At 71.9% G+C, this 18,972-nt stretch carries 19 protein-coding genes; 17 read left to right on the forward strand and 2 right to left on the reverse strand.

The window, feature by feature from the left end; translation table 11 throughout:
• Nucleotides 1–20: 20 nt before the first annotated feature.
• The 4 genes from BOQ63_RS34000 to BOQ63_RS34015 all read left to right on the forward strand — a co-directional run bounded on the left by BOQ63_RS34000 (nt 21) and on the right by BOQ63_RS34015 (nt 4,484).
• A complete protein-coding gene (locus tag BOQ63_RS34000) occupies nt 21–575 on the forward strand; it encodes a DUF4365 domain-containing protein (RefSeq protein ID WP_030286323.1) in 555 nt (184 codons plus the stop codon).
• Nucleotides 576–607: 32 nt separating this feature from the next.
• Nucleotides 608–1,774, forward strand: coding sequence for a hypothetical protein (locus tag BOQ63_RS34005; protein WP_050366887.1), 1,167 nt, complete (start codon nt 608–610; stop codon nt 1,772–1,774).
• A gap of 88 nt (nt 1,775–1,862) precedes the next feature.
• Entirely contained in the window at nt 1,863–3,842 is a 1,980-nt protein-coding gene (gene thrS / locus BOQ63_RS34010) for a threonine--tRNA ligase (RefSeq protein WP_030286328.1), read from the forward strand.
• A gap of 81 nt (nt 3,843–3,923) precedes the next feature.
• The gene (locus BOQ63_RS34015; protein ID WP_030286330.1) at nt 3,924–4,484 is read left to right on the forward strand and encodes an HIT family protein; all 561 of its coding nucleotides are present in this window, start codon (nt 3,924–3,926) and stop codon (nt 4,482–4,484) included.
• A gap of 76 nt (nt 4,485–4,560) precedes the next feature.
• Here the strand turns inward: BOQ63_RS34015 and BOQ63_RS34020 are convergent, their stop codons facing one another.
• Nucleotides 4,561–6,207, reverse strand: a complete 1,647-nt coding sequence (locus tag BOQ63_RS34020; RefSeq protein WP_079183868.1) for an AbeC-like domain-containing protein — start codon at nt 6,205–6,207, stop codon at nt 4,561–4,563.
• A gap of 199 nt (nt 6,208–6,406) precedes the next feature.
• Between BOQ63_RS34020 and BOQ63_RS34025 the strand changes: the two genes are divergently transcribed.
• Nucleotides 6,407–6,850, forward strand: coding sequence for a thiol-disulfide oxidoreductase DCC family protein (locus tag BOQ63_RS34025; protein ID WP_030286334.1), 444 nt, complete (start codon nt 6,407–6,409; stop codon nt 6,848–6,850).
• On the opposite strand, the gene BOQ63_RS34030 is transcribed toward BOQ63_RS34025, so the two are convergent.
• Nucleotides 6,838–8,886: an elongation factor G-like protein EF-G2 gene (locus tag BOQ63_RS34030; RefSeq protein WP_030286336.1), complete on the reverse strand. Its 2,049-nt coding sequence runs from the start codon at nt 8,884–8,886 to the stop codon at nt 6,838–6,840. The two genes, BOQ63_RS34025 and BOQ63_RS34030, sit on opposite strands and share 13 nt — an antisense overlap.
• Nucleotides 8,887–9,116: 230 nt before the next feature.
• Between BOQ63_RS34030 and pgsA the strand changes: the two genes are divergently transcribed.
• The 12 genes from pgsA to yajC all read left to right on the forward strand — a co-directional run bounded on the left by pgsA (nt 9,117) and on the right by yajC (nt 18,841).
• Nucleotides 9,117–9,764, forward strand: coding sequence for a phosphatidylinositol phosphate synthase (gene pgsA / locus BOQ63_RS34035; RefSeq protein WP_030286338.1), 648 nt, complete (start codon nt 9,117–9,119; stop codon nt 9,762–9,764).
• A 16-nt stretch (nt 9,765–9,780) separates the two neighbouring features.
• Nucleotides 9,781–10,749 (forward strand): phosphatidylinositol mannoside acyltransferase, encoded by a 969-nt coding sequence (locus tag BOQ63_RS34040; RefSeq protein ID WP_318299387.1) that lies wholly within the window; start codon nt 9,781–9,783, stop codon nt 10,747–10,749.
• 52 nt (nt 10,750–10,801) lie between these two features.
• Entirely contained in the window at nt 10,802–11,986 is a 1,185-nt protein-coding gene (locus BOQ63_RS34045) for a glycosyltransferase family 4 protein (protein WP_030553660.1), read from the forward strand.
• Nucleotides 11,987–12,093: 107 nt separating this feature from the next.
• Nucleotides 12,094–12,456 (forward strand): 5-carboxymethyl-2-hydroxymuconate Delta-isomerase, encoded by a 363-nt coding sequence (locus BOQ63_RS34050; RefSeq protein ID WP_030286344.1) that lies wholly within the window; start codon nt 12,094–12,096, stop codon nt 12,454–12,456.
• A gap of 61 nt (nt 12,457–12,517) precedes the next feature.
• Complete coding sequence (locus BOQ63_RS34055; protein ID WP_030286346.1) at nt 12,518–13,063, forward strand: hypothetical protein; 546 nt, start codon at nt 12,518–12,520, stop codon at nt 13,061–13,063.
• A 130-nt stretch (nt 13,064–13,193) separates the two neighbouring features.
• Nucleotides 13,194–14,105, forward strand: coding sequence for a pyridoxal 5'-phosphate synthase lyase subunit PdxS (pdxS, locus tag BOQ63_RS34060; protein WP_030286348.1), 912 nt, complete (start codon nt 13,194–13,196; stop codon nt 14,103–14,105).
• A 96-nt stretch (nt 14,106–14,201) separates the two neighbouring features.
• Nucleotides 14,202–14,819 (forward strand): pyridoxal 5'-phosphate synthase glutaminase subunit PdxT, encoded by a 618-nt coding sequence (gene pdxT, locus BOQ63_RS34065; protein ID WP_030286350.1) that lies wholly within the window; start codon nt 14,202–14,204, stop codon nt 14,817–14,819.
• A gap of 88 nt (nt 14,820–14,907) precedes the next feature.
• Complete coding sequence (locus BOQ63_RS34070; protein ID WP_030286352.1) at nt 14,908–15,666, forward strand: YebC/PmpR family DNA-binding transcriptional regulator; 759 nt, start codon at nt 14,908–14,910, stop codon at nt 15,664–15,666.
• A 169-nt stretch (nt 15,667–15,835) separates the two neighbouring features.
• Nucleotides 15,836–16,408, forward strand: coding sequence for a crossover junction endodeoxyribonuclease RuvC (ruvC, locus tag BOQ63_RS34075; protein WP_030286354.1), 573 nt, complete (start codon nt 15,836–15,838; stop codon nt 16,406–16,408).
• Nucleotides 16,405–17,016, forward strand: a complete 612-nt coding sequence (gene ruvA / locus BOQ63_RS34080) for a Holliday junction branch migration protein RuvA (protein WP_030286355.1) — start codon at nt 16,405–16,407, stop codon at nt 17,014–17,016. Before ruvC ends, ruvA begins: the two co-directional genes overlap by 4 nt.
• A gap of 86 nt (nt 17,017–17,102) precedes the next feature.
• The gene (gene ruvB / locus BOQ63_RS34085) at nt 17,103–18,170 is read left to right on the forward strand and encodes a Holliday junction branch migration DNA helicase RuvB (protein ID WP_030286356.1); all 1,068 of its coding nucleotides are present in this window, start codon (nt 17,103–17,105) and stop codon (nt 18,168–18,170) included.
• A 260-nt stretch (nt 18,171–18,430) separates the two neighbouring features.
• Nucleotides 18,431–18,841, forward strand: coding sequence for a preprotein translocase subunit YajC (yajC, locus tag BOQ63_RS34090; RefSeq protein ID WP_046386817.1), 411 nt, complete (start codon nt 18,431–18,433; stop codon nt 18,839–18,841).
• Nucleotides 18,842–18,972 lie beyond the last annotated feature (131 nt).

The raw sequence follows: 18,972 nt of genomic DNA on the forward strand, positions 1-18,972 counted from the left end.
CCGGGGGAGGCCACGGGGCGATGGCACTGACCCAGCCGCAGCCCGACGAGGCGGCGGCCGCACTCAGGGGGAACCTCGCGGTCACCGCGTGCATGGAGACGCTGCAGGTCGGCTACCTGCACGCGGTCGCCGCCGCGGCCGGCTGCTCGCTCTCCCAGCCGTTCCCGGACAACGGCATCGACTGGCAGGTCAGCCACGGCTCCCGGGAGCACGAGGTGGACGACGAGGTCACCATCAAGATCCAGCTCAAGGCGACCCAGCAGATCGCGCCCGACCCCGCCGGACCGTTCTTCAGCTTCACCCTGGACAACGACCACCTGCGCAAGCTCGCCCGCGCCCGGGTCGCCGTCCCGCGCATCCTGGTCGTGATGCTGCTGCCCCGCCGGGTCGACCACTGGCTCCGGGCCCGCCCGGACGCCCTCGAACTGCGGCACTGCTGCTACTGGGTGAACCTGGCCGGCCACCCCGTCACCGGACAGCGGCGCACCAACGTCCGGGTGCCCACCGACAAGGTCTTCGACGACCGCGCCCTCTGCGACATCATGGCCCGGGTCGGCGCGGGCGACAGCCCGTGACCACCCGGCCCCGGCAGCGAGGAACCACGCCCATGACACTGCCGCACGGACCGGACGGCCACGCCCCGGCCCTGCCCGACCCGGCCACCGTCGACCCCGCGGTGCTCGCCACCCTGCTCGCCCGGCACGGCTGGACCCGCCGCGGCGGTCCCGCCGCCCGGTACGGCCGCTGGACCCCACCCGACGGCGAACCCGGCACCAGCCTCCTCGTCCCCACCGCGGACGGCTTCGACGACGCCGTCGAACTCCTCACCGACGCCGTCACCGCCCTCTCCCGCTCCCGCACCCCCTCCGCCCGCTCGATCCTGCGCGCCCTCGCCGTCCCCGGCGACGAACTCAGCTGGCGCCGCGAACTGCCCGGCCCCGCCGACGCCACCCCCTGGGACGACGCCGAACGGCTCCAGCGGGCGGCCCGCGCGATGCTCGCCGCCGGAGCCAAGGCCGGCCGCGCCACCGCCGCCTACTACGGCGCCCGGCTGGACGGCCTCGCCGGGGACTTCCTCGACAGGGTCCTGCTCGTCGAACAGGGCGCAGTCGACCAGGGTGCGGCCCTCACCGCCTACACTCCCGCCCCCGAGGGCCGCACCGCCGTCACCACCCTCGTCCGCGCCCTTGAGGCACTGCGCGACGCCGTCGACTACCGCCGGGTCAGCAGCGGGCCCGAGGCCTTCGAGAACGCCGTCGGCTCCGGAGTCAGCCGGGAACTCGTCCAGTCCGTCGAGGACCTGGTGCGCGGCGCCACCGCCGCCCGGCTCACCGTCGCCTGGTCGCCCGCTGCCGGAACCCCGGGCGGCTTCGGCGACCGCCGGATCGACCTCGACTTCTCACCCGGCGACCTCCCCGCTCTCACCGAGGCCGCCGAACTGCTGGAACGGCTCGAACCCGCCGTCGACGTCACCGTCCTCGCCGTGGTGGTCCGGCTCAAGCGCGCCGACCCGTCCGGACCGGGCTCGGTACGACTGCGGGTGCTCGACGGCGCCGACGTCCGCGAACTCAAGCTGCGCCTGCCCGACCCCGACTACCGGCTCGCCGCCGAGGCCCACCTCTCCGGCGTCCCGGTCCGGGTCTCCGGACGCCTGGAGCGGCGCGACGGATTCCGTCGGCTGACCCGGCCCCGCGGCCTGGAGCTGTGCGGATGGGGGGAGGACGAGCGCGAGCGGCTGCTCAAGGGCCTCCAGCAAAGGGGAGAGAGGTCCTGAGTGCGCGGCGCGGGTGGCGCTCTCGGTACCATCGTCACGCGCAGCGCAGTGTTGCGTCCTCTGAAATCCAGCACGTCAGGAGAGACCGGTGACGGACGTCCGGGTAATCATCAGCCGCGAACCCGATCGGGAAGAGCGCGTGGTGACCACGGGCACTACGGCCGCCGAGCTCTTCGCCGACGACCGCTCGATCATCGCCGCCCGCGTCGGCGGCCAGCTCAAGGACCTCGCGCACGTCCTCCAGGACGGCGAGGAGGTCGAGCCGGTCGCGATCGACAGCAAGGACGGCCTCGACATCCTGCGCCACTCCACCGCGCACGTCATGGCCCAGGCCGTGCAGCAGCTCTACCCCGAGGCCAAGCTCGGCATCGGCCCGCCGGTCAAGGACGGCTTCTACTACGACTTCGACGTCGAGAAGCCCTTCCACCCCGATGACCTCAAGGCCATCGAGAAGAAGATGCAGGAGATCATCAAGCGCGGGCAGAAGTTCTCCCGCCGCGTGGTCACCGACGAGGCCGCCCGCGAGGAACTGGCCGCCGAGCCGTACAAGCTGGAACTGATCGGCCTCAAGGGCTCCGCCGCCACCGCCGGCGAGGGCGCCGACGTCGAGGTCGGCGCCGGCGAACTCACCATCTACGACAACCTGGACGCCAAGAGCGGCGAGCAGTGCTGGGGCGACCTCTGCCGCGGCCCGCACCTGCCCAGCACCCGCCACATCCCGGCGTTCAAGCTGATGCGCAACGCGGCCGCCTACTGGCGCGGCAGCGAGAAGAACCCGATGCTGCAGCGCATCTACGGGACCGCCTGGCCGACCAAGGACGAGCTCAAGGCCCACCTCGACTTCCTGGTCGAGGCCGAGAAGCGCGACCACCGCAAGCTCGGCAACGAGCTCGACCTCTTCTCCATCCCCGAGGAGATCGGCTCCGGCCTCGCCGTCTTCCACCCCAAGGGCGGCATCATCCGCCGCGCCATGGAGGACTACTCGCGCAAGCGGCACGAGGAAGAGGGCTACGAGTTCGTCTACACCCCGCACGCCACCAAGGGGAAGCTCTTCGAGAAGAGCGGCCACCTCGACTGGTACGCGGACGGTATGTACCCGCCCATGCAGCTCGACGAGGGCGTGGACTACTACCTCAAGCCGATGAACTGCCCGATGCACAACCTGATCTTCGACGCGCGCGGTCGCTCGTACCGTGAACTGCCGCTGCGCCTCTTCGAGTTCGGGACGGTGTACCGCTACGAGAAGTCGGGCGTCGTGCACGGCCTGACCCGTGCCCGCGGCTTCACGCAGGACGACGCCCACATCTACTGCACCCGCGAGCAGATGGCGCAGGAGCTCGACTCCACGCTGACCTTCGTGCTCAACCTGCTCCGTGACTACGGTCTGACCGACTTCTACCTGGAGCTGTCGACCAAGGACCCGGAGAAGTTCGTCGGGACGGACGAGGCCTGGGAGGAGGCCACCCGCGTTCTCGCCTCGGTCGCCGAGAAGCAGGGGCTCCCGCTGGTGCCGGACCCGGGCGGCGCGGCCTTCTACGGCCCGAAGATCTCGGTGCAGGCCAAGGACGCCATCGGCCGCACCTGGCAGATGTCGACCATCCAGCTGGACTTCAACCTGCCCGAGCGTTTCGACCTGGAGTACACCGCGGCGGACGGCTCGCGTCAGCGGCCGGTCATGATCCACCGTGCGCTCTTCGGCTCGATCGAGCGCTTCTTCGCGGTGCTGCTGGAGCACTACGCCGGTGCCATGCCGCCGTGGCTGGCCCCGGTCACCGTGACCGGCATCCCGATCACCGACGAGCACGTGCCGTACCTGCTGGAGGTCGCGGCCGAGCTCAAGAAGCACGGGATCCGGGTCGAGGTGGACACCTCGGACGACCGCATGCAGAAGAAGATCCGCAACGCTCAGAAGTCCAAGGTTCCGTACATGCTCATCGCGGGCAACGACGACGTCGAGGCGGGCGCCGTGTCGTTCCGCTACCGCAACGGCGAGCAGAAGAACGGCGTTGCGGTGGCCGAGGCCGTCGCCGAGATCGTGGACGCGGTGAAGAACCGCGTTCAGGTGTGACGCCGTAGTCGGACGACCACGCGCGGGGCAGGCTCTTCAAGAGTCTGCCCCGCGCGGCTTTGCAAGCACGGCTGGGCGAATATGCTGATCAGCATGACGACTGAGCCGGAACTGCAGCGGGGTGTCGGTGAGCCGGACGGCTTCCGCCGCCTGTGGACCCCCCATCGGATGGCGTACATCCAGGGTGAGAACAAGCCCACCGGCCCGGCTCCGGACGACGGTTGTCCGTTCTGCTCGATCCCGTCGCTGAGCGACGAGGACGGGCTGGTCATCGCCCGGGGCAGCTCCGTTTTCGCGGTGCTGAACCTGTACCCCTACAACGGCGGGCACCTGATGGTGGTCCCGTACCGGCACGTGGCCGACTACACCGACCTCGACGAGGCGGAGACGGTCGAGCTGGCGGACTTCACCAAGCGGGCGATGACCGCGCTGCGCGCGGCCTCGGGGGCGCACGGGTTCAACATCGGGATGAACCAGGGCGCTGCGGCCGGGGCCGGGATCGCGGCGCACCTGCACCAGCACGTGGTGCCGCGCTGGGGCGGCGACACCAACTTCATGCCGGTGGTCGGCCACACCAAGGTGCTGCCGCAGCTGCTGGCGGACACCCGCAAGATGCTGGCCGAGGTCTGGCCGCAGGGCTGAGCCCGCGGAGTACGAGGAGGGGCCCGCCACCGAATTCCCCGGTGGCGGGCCCCTCCTCGTGCGTCCGGCGCCGGAGTCAGCCGGCGTCGAACTGGTCGACCTTGTACGGGCGGCTGCCCTGCGCCTCGGACTTGATGATCGAGGTGCGGTTCTTGAAGAAGCGGTCGGCGTCCAGGTCGTGCTCCTGGAGGAACTCCAGGGTGGCGGTGTGCACCGCGTTGAGCACCGGGACGGAGGCGTTGAGCGCGTTGTCGACCATGGAGCGGTTGTTCCAGGCGGTGGCGACCCAGGAGTGCCGCAGTCCGAAGGGTTCGGGCAGGCCGAGGCCACCGCCGAGCCAGCCGAGCAGGCCGGGCATCTTGTGGAAGGGGGCGCGGACGGCCTGGCGGACCACCTCGTCGTTGTCGATCAACGGGAGTTTGACGGTGCGCTCCTCCCAGAACTTCACCGTCTTGGCGATCGTCTTCTCCTTGTCCTTCGGCTTGTCGAAGAAGAAGCCCTTGACCGGGCCGAGCGCGTAGCCGGCCACCGAGATGCTCAGTACGTTGGCGAGCAGGGTCACCGTGACGGTGAAGGTGATGACCAGCTTGCCGTCGTGGGTGATGAACTGGGTGGCCAGGTAGTGCCGGGGGCCTCCGGGGAAGGTCTGCTTGTCGGCGATGCTCTGCACGGCGAAGTCGCGCATCCGCTCGCCGTCCATGTCGGCGCCGCCGGGGCGGCTGATCTCGTCGGCGCCCTCGCTGACGTCGAAGACCACCCACTGTTTGATGGCGACGTTGGGGATGCCGCTGTTGGCGACGTGGCTGACACCGAGGCCCTTGAGGTGGGCGGAGATCCGGCGGACCAGGTCCCAGGGGTGGAAGGCGCGGAAGTCGACGTGGCCCTCGGCGGGGTGGAGGGTGTCGGCGAGGCGCCACTCGCCCCAGCGGCGGCCGGCGCCGAGGATGCCCTTCGGGCCGGCGTAGTGCTGGACGTTGGTCTCCTGCTCGGCGTCCAGGCGGCCGAGCTTGTCGCGCAGTTCGTTGGCCTTCTTGTCCAGGTCGTCGCGGGGGACGGCCTTGGCGACGGTGGCGGCGACGACGCTGCCCTCGACCAGGTCCTGCCAGCGGCCGCGGAGGTCCTTGGCGGAGCGCTCGACGATGCGGCGGGCGAGGTACCAGCCGAGCACCGGGGCGAGCATGGTGATCCGCAGGTAGATGCCGAGGACGCCGGCCGCCGGAGGGAGGAGCACCAGGTATCCGGCGAGGACGGCGGCGGCGATGAGGGCGAAGGCGCCGTAGGTGTCGGCGCCGCGGGCGTTGTCCCGCTTGAGCCAGGCGCGCAGTTGGAAGGCGCCGAGCCAGACCAGGGTGCCGGGGAGGAACAGCACGCCGGTGATGACGGAGACGGTGCTGAGCTGCCGGTCGCGGGCGTGGCGCAGTTCCTCGGCGGCCAGGCAGTGTTCGACGACCTGGCGGGTGTCGACGCCGAAGGACGGGACGAGGGGTTTGCGGTCGCCGCCGAGGGTGCGGGAGATCAGAGCCTTGCTGAAGGCCTCGCCGAGGTTGGGACGGAAGAGGGCGAAGCGGCCCTTCTTCTCTGTGGCGTCGGTGACCTCGGCGACGAACTTGCCGATCTCGCCGTCGCGGTAGGCGGCCGAGGAGAGCGCCTGGGTGACGGCGGTCTGCGGGCCGGCGTCGGTCCGGGGTATCTGCGCACCCGGGGTCATGTCGAGTGTGGTCACGGTGGCGTCCCCTCCTCCCCTTGTCAGCGGCAGGTTACCGTGCCGTGGCACCCCCGCGCGGATGATCGTCCGAAGTACCGTGACGAGCCGTCACGTTCCGGCCCCACCCGGCCTGAGGGGCATGATGCCCGCTTTCGGGCCGGTCGATACCCGCCCGAGCCCGTCGGGTGGGGGTGGAGGAGGATGGGCGGTGAAGCCGATGAAGGGGGTTGCCGTGAAGGATCCGGTGCTGGTTTTCGACGGGGACTGCGCGTTCTGCTCGTCCTGTGTGCGCTGGGGGGAGAAGTACCTGCGGCAGACGCTGGCCTCGGGGGGCTGGGAGGCGGTGCCGTTCCAGTTCGCGGAGCTGGCGGAGTTGGACGCGCTGGCGGGTGGCCGGGCTGAGGTGTCGCCCGAGCGGGCCGAGCGCGAGGTGCTGTGGGTGACGCCGGCGGGCCGGGTGTACGGGGGCGCGCAGGCGGTGGCGCGGCTGCTGATGCGCTCCGGGGGCGCGTGGGCGTACCTGGGGGCGCTGATGGCGCTGGGGCCGGTGCGTCCGGTGGCGGGCGTGGTGTACCGCTGGGTGTCGCGCAACCGGCACCGGATGCCGGGGGGTACGGCGGCGTGCGCGCTGCCGAGGCGGGGGCCCGTTCAGTCGGTGTAGCGGTCGGCCAGGGCGGCGGGCATGGGTTCGTGGCGCAGGTAGGCGCGGGAGAACTCGGCGGTGCCGTGGGTGAGCGAGCGCAGGTCGACCGGGTAGCGGACGAGTTCGAGTTCCGGGACTTCGGCGCGCAGCAGGGTGAGTCCCTGCCCGCCGGTCTCGGTGCCGAGGACTCGGCCGCGGCGGGCGGAGAGGTCCCCGAGGACGGCGCCGAGGTACTCGTCGGGCAGCAGGATGCTGACGGCGGCGACGGGTTCGAGCAGGCGGATGACGGCGTGCTCGGCGGCGTCGCGCAGGGCGAGGGCGGCGGCGTTCTGGAAGGAGGCGTCGGAGGAGTCGACGGAGTGGGCCTTGCCGTCGGTGAGGGTGACCCGGACATCGACGAGCGGGTGCCCGGTGGCGACGCCCTTGGGGAGCTGGGCGCGTACCCCCTTCTCGACGGAGGGGATGAAGTGCTTGGGGACGGCTCCGCCGACGACGTGCTCCTGGAACTCGAAGCCGGAGCCGGCCGGGAGGGGTTCGACTTCGAGGTCGCAGATGGCGTACTGGCCGTGGCCGCCGGACTGTTTGACGAGTCGACCGTGGCCGGCGGCGGCGGTGCCGAAGGTCTCGCGCAGGGCGACCTTGGGTTCGACGGTGTCGACGTGGACGCCGTGGCGGGTGCGCAGCCGGTCGAGGACGGCCTCGGCGTGGGCCTCCCCGGTGCACCAGAGGACGAGCTGGTGGGTGTCGGGGTTCTGTTCGAGGCGAAGCGCCGGGTCTTCGGCGCCGAGCCGGGTGAGGGCTTGGGAGAGTTTGTCGTCGTCGGCCTTGCTGTGGGCTTCGACGGCGATCGGCAGGAGGGGTTCGGGGAGGGTCCAGCTGTCGAGTTCGACGGGGTGGCCGGGCTCGTGGACGGTGTCGCCGGCGCGGGCGGTGGTGAGTTTGGCGGCGCAGACGAGGTCGCCGGCGACGGCGTGCGGGACGGGGCGCTGGAGTTTGCCGAAGGGGCTGGTGAGCCCGGTGACGCGTTCGTCGCCGTTCTGGTCGGCGGTGTGGGCGGGGCCGACGAGATGGATCTTGGTGTCGGGGCGCAAGGTGCCGGCGTAGATGCGCAGCAGGCTGATCCGGCCGACGTAGGCGTCGCCGGTGACGCGGACGACCTGGGCGGCGAGCGGGGCGTCGGGGTCGCAGTCGGGGGCGGGGCGGGTGCGTTCGGTGGGGTTGGGGAAGGTGTGGGCGATCAGGTCGAGGAGTTCGGCGGCGCCGAGGCCGTTCTCGCTGGTGGGGACGGCGGGGTGGAGGGCGCAGGAGAGGACTTCGCGGCGCATTCCGGCTTCGAGGGCGTCGGTGTCGAGGGGGTCGCCGGAGAGGTAGCGCTCCATGAGGGTGTCGTCCTGGCCGGAGATGGCTTCGACGAGGCTGTCGTGGGCGGGGCCGGTGTCGGGCAGCGGGGTGGCGTCGCCGTAGGTGTCGCCGGTGAGGAGGTCGACGCTGCCGTCGGGGTGTCCGTCGTGGAGAACGGGCAGGAAGAGCGGGCGCAGGGTGTCGGGGCCCAGTTCGAAGGCGTCGTGGCAGGTGGTGAGGATGTCGTCGAAGCCGGTGCGGGCGAGGTCGAGTTTGGCGACGGCGATGGCGCGGGGGATGCCTTCGGCGGCGCACTCGCGCCAGAGGGCGCGGGTGGGGGCGGTGACCGGGTCGGTGGCGGAGACGACGAAGACGGCGGCGTCGGCGGCGTGCAGGGCGGCGCGCAGGTCGGCGGCGAAGTCGGGGTGGCCGGGCGGATCGATCAGGTTGATCTTGACGCCCTTCCATTCGAGCGGGAGCAGCGAGAGCTGGACGGAGCGCTGCTGCTGGTGCTCGATGTCCTCGTGGTCGGAGACCGTGGTGCCCTCGGTGACGCGTCCGGCGCGGCCGATGGCGCCGGCGGCGAGGGCGAGGGATTCGGCGAGGGTGGTCTTGCCCACACCGCTGGAGCCGATGAGGACGACGTTGCGCAGGTCCTGCGGGCTGGTCACGGCGGGCGCCTGGCCGGCTCGTGCGGTGCTGCGGTCGGGCATCGGGGTCTCCTCCCGTGGCGCCGAGGCTGTCTTTGGCAGTCTAGGGTCGGGTCCGGCGAGGCGCGTGTCGTGCGACCGTCCGGGTGCGGGCGGTGGCCGGGGTGCCGTGCGACGGAGGGTGTCCCGGGCGTGGCTACGATGGGTGCGCCGGGCGGGCTCATTCGTCCGGCCGTCTGCCGCGTCCGCTGCGCCAGGCGGGTACCTGGGAGATCGGAGCGGCTGGGAAGGCCATGCTCAACAAATACGCGCGTGCCTTCTTCACACGTGTTCTGACCCCGTTCGCCGCGTTCCTGATCCGGTTGGGCGTGAGCCCGGACGCCGTGACGCTGATCGGTACCGCCGGTTCGGTGGCCGGTGCGCTGGTGTTCTTCCCGCGCGGGGAGTTCTTCTGGGGCACCATCACGATCACGCTGTTCATCTTCTCGGACCTGGTGGACGGGAACATGGCCCGTCAGCTGGGTCGGAGCAGCAAGTGGGGGGCGTTCCTGGACTCCACGCTGGACCGGGTCGCGGATGCGGCGATCTTCGGTGGTCTGGCGATGTGGTACGCGGGCAAGGGTGACAACAACCTGCTGTGCGCGGTGGCGATCTTCTGTCTGGCCAGTGGGCTGGTGGTGTCGTACACCAAGGCGCGGGCGGAGAGCCAGGGCCTGCCGTGCGACGTGTCGGGGCTGGTTGAGCGGGCCGAGCGGCTGGTGATCAGCCTGGTGGCGGCCGGGGTCGCGGGTCTGCACGAGTTCGGGGTGCCGTACGTGGAGTGGCTGCTGCCGGTGGCGCTGTGGCTGGTGGCGGCGGGCAGCCTGGTGACGGTGTTCCAGCGGATGCTGACCGTGCGCCGGGAGGCGTTCGAGGCCGACCGAGCGGCGGCCGGGAGTTGACGGGGGGCGTCCTGCGGTGACGGACCGACTGGTGTACTGGGCGTACGCGCTGGGGTGGGCGGTGCTGAAGCACCTGCCGGAGCCGGTGGCGCGGTGGCTGTTCGACCGGCTGGCGGACTATGCGTGGCGCCGCCGGGGACCGCGGGTGCTCCAGCTGGAGGCGAACCTTCGGCGGGTGCGTCCGGGGCTGCACGAGGCGGCGCTGCGGCGGTTGTCGCGGGCCGGGATGCGGTCGTACCTGCGGTACTGGATGGAGTCCTTCCGGCTGCCGGTGTGGAGCCGGGAGCGGGTCCTGCGGGACGTCCAGGTGGACGGCCTGGAGCGCCTGCGGGAGGCGCTGGAGTCCGGGCGGGGCGCGGTGGTGGCGCTGCCGCACATGGGCAACTGGGACCTGGCAGGCACCTGGATAGCGCAGCTGGGCCACCCGTTCACCACGGTCGCCGAGCGGCTGAAGCCGGAGCGGCTGTTCGACCGGTTCGTCGCGTTCCGGGAGGGCCAGGGCATGGAGGTCCTGGCGTTGACCGGTGGCGGGGTGAACGTGATCGGCACGCTGGCGCGGCGGCTGCGCGAGGGGAAGCTGGTCTGCCTGGTGGGGGACCGGGACCTCTCGGAGGCGGGCATCGAGGTGTTGTTCTTCGGTGAGCCGACCCGGATGCCGGCCGGGCCGGCGGCGCTGTGCCAGCGCACGGGGGCGGCGCTGCTGCCGGCGACGCTGTGGTACGACGGCCCGGTGCTGCGCGGGACCATCCACCCCGAGGTGCCGGTGCCCGAGGAGGGCGACCGCAAGGCGCGGACGCTGGCGATGACCCAGGCGATGGCCGACGTGTGGCAGCGCGGGATCGGCGAGCACCCGCAGGACTGGCACATGCTGCAGAAGTTCTGGCTGGCCGACCTGCCGGCCCGTGAGCCGGCGGCGGGGGGCGGGTCCGCCGGTGCGCGTCCCGAGTCCGCCGCGGAGCCCGCCGCCGGGGCCTCCGGGGCCTAGGGAGCGCCCTGGCCCGGCCCGTACGACCTGCCCGAAGGAGCTTGAGGAACCCGTGAAGATCGGCATCGTCTGCCCGTACGACTGGGACGTCCCCGGCGGGGTGCAGTTCCACATCCGGGACCTCGCCGAGCACCTGATCGGCCTGGGGCACGAGGTGTCGGTGCTGGCGCCGGCCGAGGACGAGGAGGCGCTGCCGCCGTACGTGGTCTCGGCGGGGCGGGCGGTGGCCGTGCCGTACAACGGGTCGGTGGCACGGCTGAGCTTCGGCATCCTGTCGGCGGCGCGGGTGCGGAGGTGGCTGCGCGAGGGGCACTTCGACATCCTGCACGTGCACGAGCCGGCCTCGCCGAGCCTGTCGATGCTGGCGGCCTGGTCGGCCACCGGGCCGATGGTGGGCACCTTCCACACCTCGAACCCGCGGTCGCGGGCGATGATCGCGGCCTCGCCGATACTCCAGCCCGGGCTGGAGAAGATGCGGGCCCGGATCGCGGTGTCGGAGTACGCCCGGCGAACCCTGGTGGAGCACCTGGGCGGGGACGCGGTGGTGATCCCGAACGGGGTGGACGTCGGGTTCTTCGCGGGGGCCGAGCCGGACGAGCGGTGGACCGGCCGCGCGGCGGCGGGGGAGCCGGGCACGATCGGCTTCATCGGCCGGATCAACGAGCCGCGCAAGGGCCTGCCGACGCTGCTGGCGGCGCTGCCCAGGATCCTGGCCGAGCGGCCGGGGGTGCGGCTGCTGGTGGCGGGCAAGGGCGACGAGGAGGAGGCCGTGGCCGGCCTGCCGCCCGAGGTCCGCGGGCAGGTGGAGTTCCTGGGCATGGTCTCGGACCGGGAGAAGGCGCGGCTGCTGCGCAGCGTGGACCTGTACGTGGCGCCGAACACCGGGGGCGAGAGCTTCGGGATCATCCTGGTGGAGGCGATGTCGGCGGGTGCCCCGGTACTGGCGAGCGACCTCGACGCGTTCAAGCAGGTGCTGGACGGCGGCGACGCCGGGGAGCTGTTCCCGGTGGAGGACGCGGACGCGCTGGCCCGTACGGCGCTGCGGCTGCTGGGGGATCCGGCGCGGCTGGAGGAGCTGAGCAAGGCGGCCTCGCGGCACGTGCGGCGGTTCGACTGGTCGACGGTCGGCGCGGACATCCTGGCGGTGTACGAGACCGTGACGGCGGGGGCCGCGGCGGTGGTCGAGGAGGACGTCCGCAGCGGGCGGCGGGGGCGGTTCGGGCTGGCGAGGGACTGAGCGCCGGGACCGGGTGCCGGGACCGAGCGCCCGGGGCTTCCGAGGGCCCGGATGTCAGCGGCGTTAGGGTCGGGCCGAACGCACCACTGTGACCCATGGGGGAAACGATGCCGCAGATCTCCGTCGACTACTCGTCCGGCCTGGCCGGGACCTTCGACCGCCGGGCGCTGGGCCTGGCCATCAACCGGCTGGCCGAGGAGACCATCGACGCCAAGCCGGAGTCCTGCAAGACGCTGTTCCGGCAGAGCGAGGAACTGGTGGTCGGCAGCACCGGGCTGGGGGGCGACGCCCAGGTGTACGTCGAGTTCCAGATCTTCCCGGGCCGTACGCCGGAGGCGAAGGCGGCGCTGAGCGAGGGCGTCATGGCCCTGCTGGCCGAGCACGTCGCCCCGCTGCCGGGAGGCCGGCTGTTCACGGCGGTGAGCATCGAGGACATCGACCGGGAGAGCTACCGCAACGCGACCGCCTGAGTGCGCCGCCGTGGCTGACGCCGGGCGGGGCGGCCGGTGACACCCGGTAACGTAGCGGTCCGTGACTACCTGGATCTGGGCCGGCGTGGCCGTGGTGCTGTTCGGCATGTACCTGAGTTGGACGGCCGGGCGCCTGGACCGGCTGCACGCCCGGATCGACGCGGCGCGCGCGGCGCTGGACGCGCAGTTGGTCCGCCGGGCCTCGGTGGCGATGGAGCTGGCGACGTCCTCGCTGCTGGATCCGGCGGCCTCGCTGCTGCTGCTGGACGCGGCGCACGCGGCCCGGCAGGCCGAGGACGAGCAGCGCGAGGTGGCGGAGAGCCAGCTGAGCCTGGCACTGCGGGCGGTGCTGGACGAGCCGGAGCAGGTGGCGGCGCTGGTGGCCGAGCCGGGTGGCGAGGAGGCGGTTCGGGACCTGACGGCCGCGGTGCGCCGGGTCCCGATGGCCCGCCGGTTCCACAACGACGCGGTGCGGGCGGCGCGGGCGGTGCGGGAGCACCGGCTGGTGCGGTACTTCCGGCTGGCGGGCAAGGCGCCGTTCCCGATGGCCTTCGAGATGGACGACGCCGCACCGCCCGCCCTCACGCCGGAAGGGGCGCCCGCGTAGGGTCTGTCCCCGGATACGGCCCGTTTGTCGCATCCCGTCGCCCGGGCTGGACTTGGTGGCACATCGTTGGGCCACCCGTTCCGCCTACCATAGGGCGATAGCACTGGTTCATCTTCGAGTGAGGTCTCACGTGTCCACCACCCCCACCACCGCAGACCAGCCGCAGATCGGTACCGCCCGGGTCAAGCGCGGCATGGCCGAGCAGCTCAAGGGCGGTGTGATCATGGACGTGGTCAACGCCGAGCAGGCGAAGATCGCCGAGGACGCCGGCGCGGTGGCCGTCATGGCGCTGGAGCGGGTTCCGGCCGACATCCGCAAGGACGGCGGCGTGGCCCGCATGTCCGACCCGAACATGATCGAGGAGATCATCGAGGCGGTCTCCATCCCGGTGATGGCCAAGTCCCGCATCGGTCACTTCGTCGAGGCCCAGGTCCTGCAGTCCCTCGGGGTCGACTACATCGACGAGTCCGAGGTGCTGACCCCGGCCGACGAGGTCAACCACTCCGACAAGTGGGCCTTCACCACCCCCTTCGTCTGCGGTGCCACCAACCTGGGCGAGGCCCTGCGCCGTATCGCCGAGGGCGCGGCCATGATCCGCTCGAAGGGCGAGGCCGGCACCGGCAACGTCGTCGAGGCCGTCCGCCACCTGCGCCAGATCAAGAACGAGATCGGCCACCTGCGCGCGCTGGACCACAACGAGCTGTACGCCGCCGCCAAGGAGCTGCGCGCCCCGTACGAGCTGGTCAAGGAGGTCGCCGAGCTCGGCAAGCTGCCGGTCGTGCTGTTCTCCGCCGGTGGCGTGGCCACCCCGGCCGACGCCGCGCTGATGCGCCAGCTGGGCGCCGAGGGCGTCTTCGTCGGCTCCGGCATCTTCAAGTCGGGCGACCCGGCCAAGCGTGCCGCCGCCATCGTGAAGGCCACCACCTTCTTCGACGACCCGAAGATCATCGCCGATGCCTCCCGCAACCTGGGCGAGGCCATGGTCGGCATCAACTGCGACACCCTGCCGGAGACCGAGCGCTACGCCAACCGCGGCTGGTAATCGCTTCCTCCCCTTCGCCGGCCCGCCGCAGCGCCTCGGTGTGCGGCGGGCCGCGCCGCGTACGCCCGTAGTAACGATCGATTGAGGTTGAAGACCGTGAGCACTCCCGTCATCGGCGTCCTCGCCCTGCAGGGCGACGTCCGCGAGCACCTGGTGGCGCTGGCCGAGGCCGACGCGCTCGCCCGTCCGGTGCGCCGCGCCGAGGAGCTGGCCGAGGTCGACGCGCTGGTGATCCCCGGTGGGGAGTCCACCACCATGTCCAAGCTGGCACTGCTGTTCGGCGTGATGGACCCGCTGCGCGAGCGGGTCGCCGCCGGCATGCCGGTGTACGGCACCTGCGCGGGCATGATCATGCTGGCCGACAAGATCCTCGACGGCCGGGAGGACCAGGAGAGCGTCGGCGGCATCGACATGACGGTGCGCCGCAACGCCTTCGGCCGCCAGAACGAGTCCTTCGAGTCGGGGATCGCCTTCAAGGGCCTGGACGACGCGCCGGTGCACGGCGTCTTCATCCGCGCCCCCTGGGTCGAGGCGGTCGGCGCGGGCGTCGAGGTGCTGGCCGAGCTGCCCGGCGCGGACGGGCCGGAGAGCCGGATCGTGGCCGTGCGCCAGGGGAACCTGCTGGCCACCTCGTTCCACCCGGAGCTCACCGGCGACCACCGGGTGCACGCCTACTTCGTGAAGATGGTCGAGGAGCACCTCGCCGCCGAGTAGGGCCCGGTGGCCGTGTGTGCCTCACCGGTGACGACACCGGTAAGATCTCATCTGTTCATTTCCCTTTGGCGACGTAAAGGAGCTGGCGATGTCCGGCCACTCTAAGTGGGCTACCACCAAGCACAAGAAGGCCGTGATCGACGCCAAGCGCGGCAAGCTCTTCGCCAAGATGATCAAGAACATCGAGGTGGCGGCGCGCACCGGCGGTCCCGACCCGGCGGGCAACCCCACCCTCTACGACGCCATCCAGAAGGCGAAGAAGAGCTCGGTCCCGATCGACAACATCAACCGCGCCGTCAAGCGCGGTGGCGGTCTGGAGGCCGGCGGCGCCGACTACCAGACCATCATGTACGAGGGCTACGGCCCGAACGGCGTCGCCGTCCTGATCGAGTGCCTCACCGACAACCGCAACCGCGCGGCCTCCGACGTGCGCGTCGCGATGACCCGCAACGGCGGCTCGATGGCCGACCCGGGCTCGGTGTCCTACCTGTTCACCCGCAAGGGCGTCGTGATCGTCCCCAAGGCGGACGGTGTCGACGAGGACAAGCTGTTCGAGATCGTCCTCGACCAGGACCCCGAGGAGATCAACGACCTCGGCGACTCCTTCGAGATCGTCTCCGAGGCCTCCAAGATGGTCGACGTGCGCACCGCGCTGGTCGACGCCGGCGTCGACTACGACTCGGCCGAGGCCAACTTCCTCCCGAGCATGCAGGTCGAGCTGGACGTCGACGGCGCCCGCAAGATCCTCAAGCTGATCGACGCCCTGGAGGACAGCGACGACGTGCAGAACGTCTTCGCCAACTTCGACATCCCCGACGAGGTCGGCGCGCAGCTCGACGCCGAGTAGGCGCGGCATCGGTCGATCGACGGCGAGTGACCGTTCTCACTGCCCGGCCCGGTGGTCCCAGGACCGCCGGGCCGGTGTCGTCCGCGGGGTTGTCGTACCCGGGCGGTAGCCTTCGCAGGTCGTTCGCCTCGGGGCGAGGGGCGGGTCACAGAGAGAGGCGGGGCGCGACGTGCGGGTGCTGGGTGTGGACCCGGGGCTGACCAGGTGCGGGGTCGGCGTGGTCGAGGGCGCGCCCGGCAGGCCGCTGCGGATGGCCGGGGTGGGCGTGGTGCGCACGCCGGCCGAGGCGGACGTCGGACAGCGGCTGCTGCTGGTCGAGCAGGGCCTGGAGAGCTGGCTGGACGAGCACCGGCCGGACCTGGTCGCGGTCGAGCGGGTCTTCGCGCAGCACAACGTGCGGACGGTGATGGGGACGGCCCAGGCGAGCGCGGTCGCGATGCTCTGCGCCACCCGGCGCGGCATCCCCGTCACCCTGCACACCCCCAGTGAGGTCAAGGCCGCCGTCACCGGCTCCGGTCGGGCGGACAAGGCCCAGGTCACGGCCATGGTGCAGCGCCTGCTGCGGCTGGACGCCCCGCCCAAGCCCGCCGACGCCGCCGACGCGCTGGCGCTGGCGATCTGCCACATCTGGCGCGGCGGGGCGACCAACCGGCTGCAGGCCGCCGTCCAGGCGGCCCGCACCTCCCCCCTGAAAGCCGATTCGCTGAAAGGCACCGCTCCCGTGAAAGGCACTGTCCGGTGATCGCCTTCGTGCAAGGACCTGTGGCGGCCATCGCCGCCGGAGTCGCGGTGGTCGAGGTGGGCGGGGTCGGCATGGCCGTCCAGTGCACCCCGACCACCCTGGCCGGCCTGCGGCTGGGCGAGCCCGCCCGGCTGGCGACCTCGCTGGTGGTCCGGGAGGACTCGCTGACCCTGTTCGGCTTCTCCGACGACGACGAGCGCGCCGTGTTCGAGATCCTCCAGGCCGCGCCGGGCGTCGGCCCCAAGCTCGCCCAGGCGATCCTCGGCGTGCACAGCCCCGACGCGCTGCGCTCCGCGGTGGCGAACGGGGACGAGAAGGCGCTGGTCGCGGTGCCGGGCATCGGTAAGGCGAAGGCGGCCAAGCTGCTGCTGGAGTACAAGGACAAGCTGGGCGCCCCGCACGGCGCGGTGCCCGCGCAGAAGCCGGTCGCCAGCGGCCCGGCGCCGTGGAGCGAGCAGCTGCACTCCGCGCTGACCGGCCTCGGCTACGCCCCGCGCGAGGCGGACGAGGCGGTCGCGGCTCTCACCCCGGAGGCGGAGGCCCAGCAGACGCCGGACGTCGGCGCGCTGCTCAGGCTCGCCCTGCGCGGCCTGAACCGCGCCCGCTGAACCCACCTGACGATCTGTCCGTTTGTCGACACCGTCTGTACGGTCGAGACCGTCGACACCGCTGACACCACCTGGAGCCCGCGAGGATGTACGAGGAACCCGCTGACCGGCTGGTCACGGCCGCCGCCGACGGCGAGGACCAGGCGGTGGAGGCCGCGCTGCGCCCCAAGCTGCTGGACGAGTTCATCGGCCAGGAGCGGGTGCGCGAGCAGCTGTCCCTGGTCCTCCAGGCGGCGCGCAAGCGCGGCAGTGCGCCCGACCACGTGCTGCTGAGCGGCCCGCCCGGGCTGGGCAAGACCACCCTGTCGATGATCATCGCCGCCGAGCTGGGCGCCCCGATCCGGATCACCTCCGGCCCGGCCATCCAGCACGCCGGGGACCTCGCGGCGATCCTCTCCTCGCTCACCGAGGGCGAGGTGCTCTTCCTCGACGAGATCCACCGGATGTCCCGGCCCGCCGAGGAGATGCTCTACATGGCGATGGAGGACTTCCGGGTCGACGTGATCGTCGGCAAGGGCCCGGGCGCCACCGCCATCCCGCTGGAGCTGCCGCCCTTCACCCTGGTCGGCGCCACCACCCGGGCCGGCCTGCTGCCGCCGCCGCTGCGCGACCGCTTCGGCTTCACCGGGCACATGGAGTTCTACGCCCCGACCGAGTTGCAGCGGGTGGTGCACCGCTCGGCCACGCTGCTGGACGTGGAGATAGACCCGGCGGGCGCGGCCGAGATCGCCGGGCGCTCGCGCGGCACCCCGCGCATCGCCAACCGGCTGCTGCGCCGGGTTCGCGACTACGCGCAGGTCCGGCACGACGGTGTGGTCACCGCCGAGATCGCCGGCCAGGCGCTGGACGTCTACGAGGTGGACGCCCGCGGCCTGGACCGGCTGGACCGCGCGGTGCTGGACGCCCTGCTTCGGCTGTTCGGCGGCGGACCGGTCGGTTTGTCGACACTCGCGGTCGCCGTGGGGGAGGAGGCCGAGACGGTCGAGGAGGTGGCCGAGCCCTTCCTGGTCCGCGAGGGCCTGCTCGCCCGCACTCCGCGCGGGCGGATCGCCACCGCCGCCGCCTGGCAGCACCTCGGGATGACTCCGCCGGTCCAGACCACGCGCGGCAGCGTGCCGCCCCAGCCGGAGCTGTTCCCGGCGGACGGAAGTTGACGGGCCTGGGCTGAACGGGTGAGAGGTGGCGTCCGGTTCCCGGCCCGGCCCGGTGCCGCGCCCCTTGGAGGTCCCGGGGCGGAAGTCCGGGGAAACCGTGCAGGCGGAGGGTCGCCACTTTCGGCGGCAGGATGCGATGCTTGGCGTTGTCCGATCAGTTCGGGGTCGCCTAGACTCCGCCGGACCGCCCCTCTCACCTGACGGGCCGACCCATACCACACAGGCCGCCGGCCGGCGGCCCGTAAAGGACCCTGGCTGCAGTGAACCTCATCATCCTTCTCCTCCCGATCATCGCGATCGTGCTCATGTTCCGGTCGCAGAAGAAGCGCCAGTCGCAGATGCAGCAGATGCAGACGGCGCTGGAGCCCGGGGCGGGAGTGCGCACCATCGGCGGCCTGTACGCCCAGGTAAAGGCGGTCAACGACGAGACCGTCGAGCTGGAGATCGCTCCCGGCGTGATCACCCACTTCACGAAGAGCGCCGTCGCGGCCGTCCTGGACCCCCAGGAGTACGACGCGATCATCAACGGTCGCCCCGAGGAGGACGAGCTGTCCGAGTCGGAGGCCGAGGACGTCACCGACGCCGCGCCGGCCGAGGACAAGCCGCTGTCGCTGACCAAGGACAGCGCCGAGAAGGGCGACGCCGAGGGCGGGGCTCCCGCGAGCAAGTAGTACGGACGGGCAACCCGCCCGTCCGCGCGGCGCAGTGCCGCGAGCCCACAGGACCTCAGGGCCGCAGAACCGTCATGCCCCCGTCCCGCCACGAGCCGGACGGGGGTCCGGTCGGGGAGGTGGCATGGACA

It is taken from the genome of Streptomyces viridifaciens, assembly GCF_001888885.2.
In the GTDB taxonomy this organism is placed as follows: domain Bacteria; phylum Actinomycetota; class Actinomycetes; order Streptomycetales; family Streptomycetaceae; genus Kitasatospora; species Kitasatospora aureofaciens.

What these genes read in the sequence shown, in the direction of transcription:
- BOQ63_RS34050 (WP_030286344.1), top strand. Translation starts at nt 12,094, where the DNA reads ATGCCGCAGATCTCCGTCGACTACTCGTCCGGCCTGGCCGGGACCTTC.
- BOQ63_RS34000 (WP_030286323.1), top strand. Translation starts at nt 21, where the DNA reads ATGGCACTGACCCAGCCGCAGCCCGACGAGGCGGCGGCCGCACTCAGG.
- BOQ63_RS34030 (WP_030286336.1), bottom strand. Translation starts at nt 8,886, where the DNA reads ATGCCCGACCGCAGCACCGCACGAGCCGGCCAGGCGCCCGCCGTGACC.
- BOQ63_RS34005 (WP_050366887.1), top strand. Translation starts at nt 608, where the DNA reads ATGACACTGCCGCACGGACCGGACGGCCACGCCCCGGCCCTGCCCGAC.
- ruvB (WP_030286356.1), top strand. Translation starts at nt 17,103, where the DNA reads ATGTACGAGGAACCCGCTGACCGGCTGGTCACGGCCGCCGCCGACGGC.
- BOQ63_RS34025 (WP_030286334.1), top strand. Translation starts at nt 6,407, where the DNA reads ATGAAGGGGGTTGCCGTGAAGGATCCGGTGCTGGTTTTCGACGGGGAC.
- BOQ63_RS34015 (WP_030286330.1), top strand. Translation starts at nt 3,924, where the DNA reads ATGCTGATCAGCATGACGACTGAGCCGGAACTGCAGCGGGGTGTCGGT.
- pgsA (WP_030286338.1), top strand. Translation starts at nt 9,117, where the DNA reads ATGCTCAACAAATACGCGCGTGCCTTCTTCACACGTGTTCTGACCCCG.
- BOQ63_RS34070 (WP_030286352.1), top strand. Translation starts at nt 14,908, where the DNA reads ATGTCCGGCCACTCTAAGTGGGCTACCACCAAGCACAAGAAGGCCGTG.